Here is a 12,428-nt window from a genome sequence, read left to right as displayed (position 1 = left end):
TTCGTATCTCGGCGCAGCTTATCGCGGCAACGCATCGCCGAGGAAGTGCCGCGCATAGCGCGCGTTGATATCGGACAGACGGAACAGCGTCAGGAAATCCGCGGTATTGAAGTCGGGGTCCCACGCCGGTGCGCCGCAAATCTTCGCGCCGAGACGCAAGTAGCCCTTCACGAGCGGGGGCGGCGCGACGGCGGCACCCGTCTGCAGTTCGTCGACCGGCAGCGGCGTATGCGGGAACGCGCGATATTCGGGCGCGGTCAGCGCGTTGTCGCGCAGCGAGCAATACAGGTTCGCCGCATAGTGGCCGCCGTCGGCCATCGCGACGCTCGCGCAGCCGAGCATCGTCTCGTAGCCGTTGTGCTTCATGTACGCGGCGAGCCCAGCCCATAGCGACATGATCACCGAGCCGCTGCGATAGTCGGGATGCACGCACGAGCGGCCGACCTCGACCATCTTCGCGCGCAGATGCGTGAGACGCGACACGTCGAACTCGCTTTCCGCATATAGACGGCCGATGCGCGCGGCCTGATGCGGCGGCAGAGCGCGATACGTGCCGACTACTTTCAACGTGTCGAGATCGCGTACCAGCAAATGGTCGCAGTACGAATCGAAGGTATCGACGTCGAGGCCCGCGGGGCCGCTGAGGCGTGCGCCCATTTCGTCGGCGAAGACGCGATAGCGTAGACGCTGCGCTTCACGCAGCTCTTCGTCGGTACGCGCCCACGACACTTGCAGGCGATGCTGCGCGGTGACCGTTTCCTCGGCGCGCGGCAGACGGCGCGGTTCGAAAAGCGAGGCGAAGGGCAGGGTGGGCGTCGGCAGTTCTCGCATTGGCTGTCCTGGTCGAAAAGAGTGAGGATTTCTTTTTTCGCCAATGTAGTAACGCGCGGTGACGCTCGCATGGCAAAGCCGTGACGATTGGATGACTGCCCGTAAGCCCTCGCGTGGGTGCCTGTAATGTCGGAGGCGTCGCGCGACACGCGCGCTCAGATCAGATCGGGGCTGATGGCGGCGCGCAACACCGCCTCATCTTCGCCGTTGCGCTCGCGGCTCTCGATCCACCAGATGCCGGCTTTTTTCAGTGGCCAGCTCGCGCGGCTGTCGCCGAGCAGTTGCGCGGCGACGTGGCCGAGCGTCGGTTGATGGCCGACGATCACCACGGTTTGCGCGATGCCGCCGGGCCAGCCGGCCGCTTCCAGGACGTCGTTCGCGCTCGCGTTCGGCGCGAGTTCGCGCACGACGCGGTACTGGTCGCTCAACGTCTCGGCGGTCTGGATGGTGCGCACGGCGGGGCTCGCGAGTATGACCGCGTCGTCGGGCAAACGGGCGCGCAGCCATTTCGCGGCGTTCTGCGCCTGCTTGCGGCCGCGCGTGGTGAGCGCGCGGGAGAGATCGCTCGCGGCGACATCTTCTGCTTCGGCGTGACGCCAGAGGATCAGGTCCATGGGAGTCTCCTTTTTGAGCGGCTTGGGATGGCGTTGCGGTGGGCTTGCGCGTCTTCGCAGCGAGGTACCTGCCCAAGCACTGTCGCATGCGCAGGTGATGATTTGCAAGGCGAGTGCCTGACGGGTCGGCTGTCGGCGTCCACGTGAACGCGAGCCAAAAAAGCAAAAACCCGCGAAGCCGGAGGCTTCGCGGGTTTCGACCTGCTTTTCGTGGTCGGAGCGATAGGATTCGAACCTACGACCCTCTGATCCCAAATCAGATGCGCTACCAGGCTGCGCTACGCTCCGACGAATCCGGGAGTATAGGGGGTGCGGGCAGGAGCGTCAATCCCTTGGCGGCCCCAACCGCACGGGCAACGACGTTCACCGTAGCGGGCTCGCGCGGGCCTCGCGGTGGGCTATATACGCCCCATCAACAGCAGAACGATCACGATGATCAGCACGACGCCGACGAGTCCAGTCGGCCGATAGCCCCAGCCGCTGCTATACGGCCAGCTTGGCAACGCGCCGATCAGCAGCAGGATGAGCACGATTAGCAGGATGGTTCCGACGGTCATGGCGTTCTCCTTTTGAGGGGGCCGCGAAATCGCTGGCCGCATCTTCACGCTGGTTTGGCGCACGCGCGCCGCGACAATTGATGCGGCGCGCGTCTGTTGCTGGATCGGAACCAGCAAGGCATGTGCCCATCACCCGTTAAGCTCGATGCAGTGAGGCCTTGGACGAAGGCGCAGAAGGAGAGAGCGACGCAGGAAGCGTCGTCGTTCGATGTATGTATGCCAAAGAACCGGAAAGGCGTTGCGCACGTCCAGTGGACCTCGATGCGCGCAGGCGCCGCAACGCCGGTCATCGCGTCATCGAGCGGACGCGCGACTGAGGCACCGTGACATGCCGGTGCCGCGGCCAGAGGCCATTCGGTCCGAGTCGAAGATCACCCGCATCAATGCCTTGGACGCCTCCAATGCGGCATATGTAGATGCTGATGCGTCCAGTGATGCAGCATGCCCTCGCCATCGTGTTCACGCCGGTAGGCCCGCGATTCGAAGATCGACAACGCCACCAGCACGATCAGGCCTATTGCGAGCCCGATCAGGCCCGCGATCGATTCACCGTCCATGGCAGTCTCCCGGTAGGTTCAGCCATGAAGCCATAGTAGCGCAGGTCCGGCGAAATCTCACGAAATGGAACGGGCGACGCACAAGGTGTGTGATGGCGTCGCGGAACGCGCTTTGCGGTTAGACTCTCGGCGCGCCGGCGGACGTCCGCCATCGCTTTGTCCCGGAGACGATTGCAAAATGACCCGCGTTCTGACTCTTGCCTTGCTGTTGTGTGCCGGCGTCGCCGGCTGTGCGGACAATCCGTCCGCGCATCGCGGCAGCCCACCACATGATCCCGCCGACTACCACGGCGTGCCCACCGACGATCGGCCGCCCGCGATGGTGCCCGCGCCCGTCGCACAGTGAGCGCTCGCTGAAGTGAAAACGATCGGGAAAGGGCGGGGAAAGCGAAGCACCGGCGCGGGCACGCCGGCACTTCTGACCCGTGCCGACTGTTCGCGCGGAGAGCACGGGCTGAGAGCATTCTAGGACGCGCTCGTTATGCGATATGTATGCGCTTGTTTCAAGCCGTAACGGTCTGTCGTCCGCCGAATAGCCAACGGTGCCCAGCGCACCGCGCTAGGCGGCCGCAATCCCCCGCGACACGCCCGGCAGGTAACGCGCGAGCGTTGCGCCGCGCGTGGCCATGAAGATCAGCAGCGCGATCCACAGCCCGTGATTGCCGTGCCACGCGAGCAATGCCGACGACGCCGCCACGAACACCGCAAGCGACACCACCATCGACATCATCAGCTCGCGCGTTCGCGTCGCGCCGATGAACACGCCGTCGAGCAGGAAGCCCCACACCGAAATGACCGGCGACAGCGCCGCCCACGGCAGATAGGTTTCGGCCGCGGCACGCACGGCGGCCTGATCGGTCAGCCGCTCGATGATCCACGCGCCCGCGCCCCAGTACACGCACGAGAAGCCGATCGCGCCGAGCGCCGACCACAGCGCGGTGACCTTGACCGCCTGCGCGAACGTGTGACGATCGCGCGCACCGATCGCCGCGCCGACCAGCGCCTCGGCCGCGTGCGCGAAGCCGTCGAGCCCGTACGCCATGAAGGTCTGGAAATTGAGTAGCAATGCGTTCGCGGCGAGCGTGGCGTCGCCTTGCCGCGCGCCGAGATGCGCGAACCAGCCGAACGACGACAGCAGGCACAGCGTGCGCACGAAGATGTCGCGATTGAGCACGACGAGCCGCTTCAGCGCGGCGGCGTCGAACAAGGCGGCGCGAGTCAGCGCGGGCAGGCCGCGCGGCCTGCCGTGCCATAGCAGCGTGAGACCGAGGGCGAAGCCGAGCGCGTCGGCGGTCGCGGTAGCCGCGCCGATGCCGGCCACGCCCCAATGAAACGCGTACACATACAGCAGCACCGCGGCGATGTTCACGCTGTTGATGAAGACCTGCGACAGCAACGCGAGCCGCACCTGCTGCGTGCCGAGCAGCCAGCCGAGTATCACGTAGTTGGCGAGCGCGAGCGGCGCGGCCCAGATGCGCGCGTGGCAATAAATCTGCGCGTGCCGCTGCACGGCGTCACTGCCGCCGATCGCCCGCAGCGCATAGTCGATCAGCGGTTGCTGCACGAGCAGCACCAGCGCGCCGATCGCGGCCGCCATCAGCAGTGCGCGCACGACGGTGTTGCGCAACTCGTCGCTGCGGCCCGCGCCGTGCGCCTGCGCGACGAGGCCGGTCGTGCCCATGCGCAGGAAGCCGAAGCCCCAGAACACGAAGTTGAAGAAGAGCCCGCCGAGCGCGACGCCGCCGAGGTAAGAGGCACTGTCCAGATGACCGGCGACGGCGGTGTCGACCGCGCCGAGGATCGGTTGCGTCAGATTCGCGAGGACGATCGGGAACGCGAGCGCGAGCACCCGGCGATGCCAGCGCACCGGCAGCGTCGGCGCGCTGGCTGGGTGTGCGGCGGTTTCGGAGGGCGCGGCGGGGGGCATACCGGCATCGGGCATACCGGCATCGGGCGTACCGGCATCGGGCGTCCTCGCGTCGTTCAAGAGCGCTCCTGCACGCACACCCAAGGCGAGACGACGACCGCCCACAGCTCGGGGTCGCGCGCCGCGAAATCGGCGGCCGTCTCCGACTGCACGCGCACGACGAGGCCGGAGGACAACCATTGGGCGACCCGGGTGGTGTCGTCGTTGGCGATTGCTTCGGCGACGCTCACGAGATCGAGGTCGCGCGCGACGTGCAGCAGTATGCCGCGCGCAAAGAAACGTTCGAGTTCGCTCCAGCCGATCTTGGCGGTTTCGCCGAGCAGCTTCGCATAAAGGGGGCTTTGGGAGGCGTCGTTGGAAATCATCGTGGGCAGGGGCGGACGGGGCCGTCACTATAAACTATTGGCAAGGACCGGCGGGCCGCGTGGCGGCCTTGCGCAACGCGCCGGACGGCCTTTTATGCAGCGCGGACTGAATCGGATTCTGAACCTGGATGCCGGCGGATTCAACGACGGCGGCACACGAGGCGTGCCGCCCATCAGCACCGGCCATTAATCGTCCGAATATTCAAAACTGAAACGAGTTTGAATGCGGTTTCACTATTGTCGGGGGAATTATCAATGTTAAAGATTTCACTATTCGCGAATTTGTTGTGAAGACGTATCGGCGCTTATTCGGAAGAGTTGCCGCGACTAATCGATGCGTTACGTGCGTTTCCGCACCAAGTTAATATTCGCAAGCCAAAGCGGCGTTATTGCCGAATGAGTTAGTGTTATTCGGCCAGACGTCTTTCCTCTGCCGGTTTGGCGGGGTTTTCCGCCGATAGCCCAGGAACATTAGCCGGTGCGATACTCCGACATTCCTGGTTTGAATGATTTGGCGTGTGGAGTATCCCAGCTGCGGCGCATTAAGCCGGTCTGATTCCGACATTTCCGATTCACGATTGCGGAATCCGTACGCCGTGTAACATTGGCCGCAAAATTAATGCATTGCGCTTGGAAATACAGATTGTTAGATTTCGTTCTGGCGCATGGTGAACCGGTCCTTTGCCGATATGCGCCGAACCCCCGTTAGCCCGGCCTCGTGCCGGGCTTTTTTTTGAATGGATTTACGCGGATGTTTAACCTGCCGCCGCAGCGATCTTTACCGCGAATTCAATTCACATATGCGACCGATGATGGCGGATTATTTTTTCGGCGCGAGACTCATGACCGGGGTGATCATTTTTGTCGGCGTGTGGCTAATCGCGCTCGCGTTGCTGGTGCGCTTCGCCGCGCGCATCGATCCGCGCTCCGGGCGCTGGCGACGCCGCTAACCGGTGACGCTCTGCCGCTCGGCGGCCACGCGTGCCGCACGGCGCGCTGCCTTTACTGCTTACAGCGGATGACCATCGAACGGTTTTTCACATTCGCGCCGAAAATCCCACCAATCGTGCCGCCCGACGTCGCGCCGTTGTCGACGTCTTTCGAAACCACGTCGTACCCGTAGTTGCCACAGGTTTCGCCTGCGCGCTTGTAGCACTCGGCCCAGCTCGTGCTGGCGTCGCTGCCGCTGCAGTTGATCGCGAAGCCGGTGTCGCCGCTCGGCAGATAGGTCATCGTGGTCGTGGTCGAGCAGCCGCCGAGGCCGCCGAGCGTCAGGAGGACAAGACTGATCGTTGCAGCCGTCGCGACGCGCGCCAATGGGCTTTTCATTTCAGATTCCTTGCAAATAACGGAAGGGCGTGGCGCGCACCCACGCCGCTTCGAATTGAGCGTTTATAGCACGGCGGGTTCCCGCGCCCGCCGTCTAGCGTGGTGGCAGTTCTTTCGACGGATCGATCGAGCGGCCCTGGTATCGCAGTTCGAAATGCAGCATCACGCGATCGGTATCGGTGTCGCCCATTTCGGCGATTTTCTGGCCGCGCTTGACCGATTCGCCCTCCTTCACCAACAGCGCGCGGTTATGCGCGTAAGCGGTCAGATAGTCGGCGTTGTGCTTGAGGATCAGCAGATTGCCGTAGCCGCGCAGACCGTTGCCCGCATAGACGACGGTGCCAGGCGCCGCCGCGACGATGGGCGTGCCGGCCGCCGCGGAAATATCGATACCCTTCGAGTTGCCGCCGTCGAAACTGCGGAACACCGTGCCGTCGGCCGGCCATACCAGCGAGATCGGCGCGGGCGCGGTCGCCGGCGCAGTGTCCGCGGGCGCAGGACGCGGCGCGGCCGCCGCGCTCGCGCTGCCACTGCTGCTACCGCCACCGCCGCTGCGGATCGCGCCGCTCGTCGACGCCGCGCCGCCTGGCGGCGCGACGCGCAGCACCTGGCCGACCTCGATGCTGTCGGGATTGGTCAGATTGTTCCAGCGCGCGATGTTCTGCACCGATTGCCGGTTGCCGCGCGCGATTTTCGACAGCGTGTCGCCCCGTTCGACCCGGTAGTAGCCCGGCCCCACCGGCGCCGACCCACACGCGGCGAGCAGCGCGAGCAATGCCGCGCAGCCGAGTCGTTTGATTCTTGTCGTTTCCAGCATTGGACCTCGCAAAGCACTGCCGCGCGCGGATCCCGATCACGCGGCACAGACAGACAAAGCGTTCGATTCTAACGGTTTTGTGTTGCGCCCCCCGGCGAGGGGGGCGAAGTGGCGGGCGGCCGCTTCGAGCGGCTCGCCGCGGCGTCGGCGTATCAGCTGGTCTTCTCGACGGTAATGCGCAGTGCCGCCGTTTCGGTTTGTCCCGACTCGAGCCAGCGCAAACCTCGGCCGTTGTGGATCGCATCGGGCAACCCGAGCCACGGCTCCACGCAGTAAAAGTCCGACTGCGGCGTTTCAGTCCACGTCGTCACCGCGTACCAGGGCACCGAGCCGGGCCGCTGCAGATCGATCGTGATCACGCGATCGATGCCCGGCGCCTCGACCCTCACCGGTCGATCGGGCGTGCCGGTCAGGCAATGGAAGCGGTCGTAGATCCGGTCTTCGTCGAGCGTGTAGCTCGCTTCGCCCGGCTCGGCGGGGCTGATCGAGCCGTCCTCGAGCTGACGGCACCGCTCGGTGCGCGGCAGTTCGATCGTCGTCTGCGCGCGCTGCGTGTGCGGCAGCGTGAAGTAGAAGTGATGGCCGGCGTAGTAGGGCAGGCGCGCGTCGCCGGTATTGGTGGTGGTCAGCGTCACGTCGAGCGTGCGCGGATCGATGAGCTCGTAGGCGGCCTCGAAGCGGAAGCCGAACGGATAGGAGCCGCGGGTCGCTTCACTGTCGGTCAGAACCATCCGCAGGCCGGCGCCATGCACGTCGGCGTGAGGCTCGAACGGCAGGTCGCGCGCGAAGCCGTGCATCGGCAGCTCGCGCACGGTGCCCCGCGCGTCCCGCCAATAGCCGATCTTGCCGTCGACGCGATGACGGCCGAGAAATGGAAACAGCAGCGGATTGCCGCCGCGAATCCGCGCGGGCACGCTCCAGTCGGCGTGCTCGGGCCAGTGAATCACCTCTTCGCCGTCGATCGTCCACGACAGCAGACGGCCGCCGGCTTGCGGCGAAAAACGGAGCACCGAGGCGTCCTGGGCGATCTCGAGAATGTCCTGTTCCGGGGAGAGGGGCATGGTCAATAGCTAGCCAGATAGAGGTTGAGGGTCGCGCAAAGCGGCCGCGTGCGTCGGCCGTCGCATCTGCATCGAAGCGGCGTTTTGCGCCATTCGCTGCGACTGCGTCTCGCGCGGCGAAACCGCGATTTTGCGCTGCTTTGCGCTACGGGGAAACCCTTCCCGGGAAATTGCGGGTGTCGGGAAAGGGCGAATCCTATTGATAATCCGTCTGAGCGTCCGGTCCATCCGACTCCCGGGCGAATCGGCTCAGGAGGCATCATGGATCTCGCAATGGCAATGGCGGTGGCCTTATTCGGTATATTCACCGCCAGCACGTACTACTTCTTCCACTCTCTCAAGCGCTGATCCGCTGGTTTCATTCCCTGCTTTCGCAGCACGCGCGCGACGAATCCGCCGCCCGCTTTCTTGCTCTCGCGTAACAACGGTGTCGAGTTGTGACGCGGCGCGTCAATATCTCTCCGAATGTCGCCTAACCGCTTGGCGCTGGGTGTGTAGCCAGGCATAATCGGTGCGCCTTTGACGCGCCGGCTCCCCTTTTGTGCGGCGCGCAGTTCCCGACAACTTTGCTTACAAGGACCGCCGCGTGAACCTGTCGTTTCTCATTTTTCTGAGCGTGCTGCAAGGCGTTACCGAACTGTTTCCGGTGAGCAGCCTTGGCCACACGCTGCTCGTGCCAGCCCTGTTCGACATGCATATCGACAAGCATGCACCGCAACTGCTGCCATTCCTCGTCGCCCTGCATCTCGGCACCGCGTTCGCGCTGCTGTGGTACTTCCGCGCGCGCTGGTACGCGCTGGTGCGCGGTTTCTTCGCGTCGCTCGGCGGCCGCCGCAACGACGACGGTCACATGATGTGGGCGCTGATCATCGGTACGATTCCGGCGGGCCTCGTCGGCCTCGTGCTGGAAAAGCGCCTCGAGGCGCTTTTTCATGATCTGCGGATCGTCGCGATTGCGCTGATCGTGAATGGCGTGCTCCTGTGGCTCGGCGATCGTCTGCAACGCGCGCGCGCGCATCAACCGCCGGAAAAGCTGACGTTCCGCCAGGCGTTCTTCGTCGGTCTCGCGCAGATCGGCGCGCTGATTCCGGGCTTCTCGCGCAGTGGCCTGACGATGATCGCCGGCAATGCGGCCGGCCTCACCACCGAGAAAGCCGCCGAGTTTTCGTTCTTGCTCGGCACGCCGATCATTTTCGCGGCTGGCGTACTCGAACTGCCGAAGCTGCTTCACGCGCCGAGCCAGCTTGCCGACGCGGTGCTCGGCGGCGTGCTGACCGCGATCGCAGCGTACCTGAGCGTGCGTTTCCTGATGCGCTATTTCGAAGGCCGCGGACGTCTCGCGTCGTTCGGCGCGTACTGCGCGATCGCGGGGATCCTGTTCCTCGGCTGGTTCATGCTGCATCCGCAGCCGGTCTGAGCGCGCCGGGCGATCGGTTATAATCCGCGCCCGGTTGGTTGCAGGTCAGTTAGAATTTCAGCTTGTGGGAAATCGGGCGGCTCGCCGCGAGTGCCGGTTTCATGCAGATATCGATCCATACGGCAGTAGCTCAGCTGGATAGAGCATCGGCCTTCTAAGCCGAGGGTGGGGGGTTCGAGTCCCTCCTGCCGTACCAGAATCATCGAAGGGTTACAGGCGTCACGCCTGTAACCCTTTTTGTTTTTGTGCAATGTTGCGCGCCCGGTGGCTGCCAGGTTGTCGCGTGTTCGTACGGCTCGCTTCGGGTGTTTCCCGACTCAGGAAATCGCGCGCGGCGCCGTTAATTCAACAGAACTGTGTGACGCGCCGCGATGGAGGAATCAGCGTGAACCGACTTAGCCTCAACACCAAACTCTGGCTCGCGCTGCTGATTACGTGGCTCGGCCTGCTCGGCCTCGGCGGCTGGGCCGCATGGCAGTCGCGCGCGACGATGCTGGCCGAGCGCAAGTCGGCGGTCCAGAACGTCGTGGAAAGCGCGTACGGCATCGTCGCCGACTACGCGCAGCGCGCCGACCAGCACGAGCTGACGCCCGAACAGGCGCGGCAGCAGGCGCTGGCGCGGCTGTCCGCGATCCGCTACCCCGGCAGCGGCTACATGATCGTGTCGACTGCCAGGCCGGTCGTGATCATGCATCCGATGCTCGCCGATCTGCGCAACAAGGACGTGTCGCACTACGCGGACAGCGACGGCAAGCTGCTGTTCGTCGAAATGGTCAAGGTCGCGCAGGCGCACGGGCAGGGCTTCGTCGATTACATGGGCCGCCTCGCCGGCAACAACGAGCGCGTGCCGAAGATCAGCTTCGTCAAGCGCTTTGCCGCGTGGGACTGGTTTCTGATTTCGGGTGTCTACGTCAACGACATCGACGCGGCGTTCCGCGCCGACCTGCTGCGCTATCTGCTGACGATCCTCGTGATCGGCAGCTTCAGCACCCTCGCGCTCGTGCTGATCATCCGCAACGTGAAGCGCAGTCTCGGCGGCGAGCCCGCCTATGCGGCGAGCGTCGCGGAGACGATCGCCGACGGCGATCTGTCGTGCCCGGTCACACTGGCCGGCGACGATCAGGAAAGCATGCTGTTCGCGATGCAGCGCATGCAAAGCCGCCTCGCCGACGCGATCCGGCGCATTCGCGGCGGCACCGAAACGATCACGGTCGCGGCCGAAGAGATCGCCGCGGGCAATCTTGATCTGTCGGCGCGGACGGAACAGCAGGCGTCGTCGCTCGGCGAAACGGCCGCGAGCATGGAGCAGCTGACGGCGACCGTCAAGCAGAACGCCGACAACGCGCTGCAGGCCAACCGCATGGCGCGCTCGGCGTCGCAGCTCGCGGGCGAGGGCGGCGAGGCCGTGCAGCACGTCGTCGCGAACATGCAGAGCATCGCGGCGAGCTCGGCGCGGGTGGTCGATATCATCGGCGTGATCGAAAGCATCGCGTTTCAGACCAACATCCTCGCGCTGAACGCGGCCGTCGAAGCCGCGCGCGCCGGCGAGGAGGGCCGCGGCTTCGCGGTCGTCGCGGGCGAGGTGCGCAACCTCGCGCGCCGCAGCGCCGACGCGGCCAAGGAGATCAAGACGTTGATCGAGGATTCGGTCGCGCGCGTCGGCAGCGGCAAGACGCTCGTCGAGAAGGCGGGCGGCACGATGGAGTCGCTCGTCGATGCGGTGAAGGGCGTGACCGACATCATCAGCGAGATTTCCGCCGCGTCCGACGAGCAGAGCCGCGGCATCGAGCAGGTCAATCTCGCGATCGCGCAGATGGACGAGACCACGCAGCAGAACGCGGCGATGGTCGAACAGGCGGCGGCCGCCGCGCAGTCGATGCAGGAGCAGGCGCAGATGCTGCGCGACGTCGTCAACACGTTCCGCCTGCAGGGGACGGCCGCCGCGCGTTGATGGCCGCGGCGATGGCGCGCTGCCTGCCGAAGTGTGCATGCTATGCTTTTGAGGTCAGGATCAAAAGCCGCCGTGCGCCCGTGCGCGCCGTGCACACTTCGAGGAGAGTCCTACATGTCGACGCGAACCCGTGTGCTGTTCCACCTCAGTGCCGCGAGCCTCCTGCTCGGCGCGGCGATCGGTGCGCAAGCTGCGAACCTCGGCTTTCTGAGCGACACGCCGATCACCTATATGAGACAGCGTGACAACGACTCGATCAAGCATGCGGTCATGAGCGCGCTCAATGACAGGAAGGACGGCGAGAGCTTCACGTGGGTCAACGACGGCACCGGCAATAGCGTGAAGATCGACGCGACCATTTCGATGGACAGCACCTCGACCGAAGGCGGACGCACCTGCCGCATCCTCGGGGTCGTACTCAATGCGAAAGGGCAATCGATGAACCTGCGTCCGAACTTCTGCAAGGAAGGTGGCGCCTGGCAGCTGCAGAAGCGTTGAGCATGCGTGAGCGCGGCGCGAGAGGTGCATGCAGTGAGGCTGCGCGATGAGCCCGCGAATCGTCTCGTGCGGGATCGTGCTGCTCGATCTCGACGGACGCGTGCTGCTCGCGCACGCCACCGAAACGACGCACTGGGACATCCCGAAAGGCCAGTGCGAGGACGGCGAGGCGCCGCAGGTGACGGCGCTGCGCGAGATGGTCGAGGAAACCGGCATCGCGCTCGAGGCCGATCGGCTGAAGGATCTCGGCCTGTTCGTCTACCGGCGCGACAAGGACCTGCATCTGTTCGCGGCGCGCGCGGGTGTCGGCGAGCTCGATCTGAGCACGTGCACCTGCACGTCGCTGTTTCCGCGCCGCTCGGACGGCACGCTGATCCCCGAAATGGACGACTACCGCTGGGCGTCGATCGAAGAGGTGCCGCGCTATGCGAGCCGTAGTCTGACGCGGCTCTTCGAGACGACGCTGTCGCTCACGGAGTTGCACCGGTCGCTATAGACGGCGCA

At 65.0% G+C, this 12,428-nt stretch carries 14 protein-coding genes and 2 tRNA genes; 6 read left to right on the top strand and 10 right to left on the bottom strand.

Features of this window, described 5'->3' with window-relative positions:
* Positions 1-18: 18 nt before the first annotated feature.
* The 5 genes from OKW41_RS35040 to OKW41_RS35020 form a co-directional block, all read right to left on the bottom strand.
* The gene (locus tag OKW41_RS35040) at positions 19-831 is read right to left on the bottom strand and encodes a GNAT family N-acetyltransferase (protein WP_184047719.1); all 813 of its coding nucleotides are present in this window, start codon (positions 829-831) and stop codon (positions 19-21) included.
* A gap of 155 nt (positions 832-986) precedes the next feature.
* Positions 987-1,445: a SixA phosphatase family protein gene (locus tag OKW41_RS35035; protein WP_018421227.1), complete on the bottom strand. Its 459-nt coding sequence runs from the start codon at positions 1,443-1,445 to the stop codon at positions 987-989.
* A gap of 211 nt (positions 1,446-1,656) precedes the next feature.
* Positions 1,657-1,733, bottom strand: a tRNA-Pro gene (locus OKW41_RS35030).
* 110 nt (positions 1,734-1,843) lie between these two features.
* Complete coding sequence (locus OKW41_RS35025; protein ID WP_090801093.1) at positions 1,844-2,002, bottom strand: DUF3309 family protein; 159 nt, start codon at positions 2,000-2,002, stop codon at positions 1,844-1,846.
* Between the two features lie 380 nt (positions 2,003-2,382).
* Positions 2,383-2,559: a hypothetical protein gene (locus OKW41_RS35020; RefSeq protein ID WP_018421224.1), complete on the bottom strand. Its 177-nt coding sequence runs from the start codon at positions 2,557-2,559 to the stop codon at positions 2,383-2,385.
* A 178-nt stretch (positions 2,560-2,737) separates the two neighbouring features.
* Here OKW41_RS35020 and OKW41_RS35015 point away from each other — a divergent pair, with 178 nt between their 5' ends.
* Complete coding sequence (locus OKW41_RS35015) at positions 2,738-2,905, top strand: hypothetical protein (protein WP_167368601.1); 168 nt, start codon at positions 2,738-2,740, stop codon at positions 2,903-2,905.
* Positions 2,906-3,118: 213 nt separating this feature from the next.
* On the opposite strand, the gene OKW41_RS35010 is transcribed toward OKW41_RS35015, so the two are convergent.
* The 5 genes from OKW41_RS35010 to OKW41_RS34990 all read right to left on the bottom strand — a co-directional run bounded on the left by OKW41_RS35010 (position 3,119) and on the right by OKW41_RS34990 (position 8,058).
* On the bottom strand, positions 3,119-4,501 hold the full coding sequence (locus OKW41_RS35010; RefSeq protein WP_429576531.1) for an MATE family efflux transporter: 1,383 nt from the start codon (positions 4,499-4,501) through the stop codon (positions 3,119-3,121).
* Positions 4,502-4,542: 41 nt separating this feature from the next.
* Positions 4,543-4,851 (bottom strand): DUF2288 domain-containing protein, encoded by a 309-nt coding sequence (locus OKW41_RS35005; RefSeq protein ID WP_429575444.1) that lies wholly within the window; start codon positions 4,849-4,851, stop codon positions 4,543-4,545.
* A gap of 1,002 nt (positions 4,852-5,853) precedes the next feature.
* Positions 5,854-6,180, bottom strand: coding sequence for a hypothetical protein (locus OKW41_RS35000; protein ID WP_429450956.1), 327 nt, complete (start codon positions 6,178-6,180; stop codon positions 5,854-5,856).
* A gap of 94 nt (positions 6,181-6,274) precedes the next feature.
* Positions 6,275-6,997 (bottom strand): peptidoglycan DD-metalloendopeptidase family protein, encoded by a 723-nt coding sequence (locus OKW41_RS34995; RefSeq protein ID WP_429575443.1) that lies wholly within the window; start codon positions 6,995-6,997, stop codon positions 6,275-6,277.
* A gap of 152 nt (positions 6,998-7,149) precedes the next feature.
* Positions 7,150-8,058: an aldose epimerase gene (locus OKW41_RS34990; protein ID WP_429575442.1), complete on the bottom strand. Its 909-nt coding sequence runs from the start codon at positions 8,056-8,058 to the stop codon at positions 7,150-7,152.
* Between the two features lie 586 nt (positions 8,059-8,644).
* On the opposite strand from OKW41_RS34990, the gene OKW41_RS34985 reads away from it, so the two are divergent.
* The 5 genes from OKW41_RS34985 to OKW41_RS34965 all read left to right on the top strand — a co-directional run bounded on the left by OKW41_RS34985 (position 8,645) and on the right by OKW41_RS34965 (position 12,420).
* Positions 8,645-9,475 carry an undecaprenyl-diphosphate phosphatase gene (locus tag OKW41_RS34985; protein ID WP_429575441.1) on the top strand — a complete coding sequence of 277 codons (831 nt, stop codon included), beginning with the start codon at positions 8,645-8,647 and terminating at the stop codon, positions 9,473-9,475.
* Between the two features lie 119 nt (positions 9,476-9,594).
* Positions 9,595-9,671: transfer RNA gene (locus tag OKW41_RS34980), tRNA-Arg, on the top strand.
* Between the two features lie 189 nt (positions 9,672-9,860).
* Positions 9,861-11,426 (top strand): methyl-accepting chemotaxis protein, encoded by a 1,566-nt coding sequence (locus tag OKW41_RS34975; protein ID WP_429575440.1) that lies wholly within the window; start codon positions 9,861-9,863, stop codon positions 11,424-11,426.
* Positions 11,427-11,540: 114 nt separating this feature from the next.
* Entirely contained in the window at positions 11,541-11,924 is a 384-nt protein-coding gene (locus tag OKW41_RS34970; protein WP_429575439.1) for a hypothetical protein, read from the top strand.
* Between the two features lie 46 nt (positions 11,925-11,970).
* On the top strand, positions 11,971-12,420 hold the full coding sequence (locus OKW41_RS34965) for an NUDIX hydrolase (protein ID WP_429575438.1): 450 nt from the start codon (positions 11,971-11,973) through the stop codon (positions 12,418-12,420).
* Positions 12,421-12,428 lie beyond the last annotated feature (8 nt).

The sequence above is a fragment of the Paraburkholderia sp. UCT70 genome (assembly GCF_050434085.1).
Classification (GTDB): domain Bacteria; phylum Pseudomonadota; class Gammaproteobacteria; order Burkholderiales; family Burkholderiaceae; genus Paraburkholderia; species Paraburkholderia tuberum.
The sequence above is the reverse complement of the archived record's forward strand: the minus strand, read 5'-3'. Positions and strand labels throughout refer to the sequence as shown.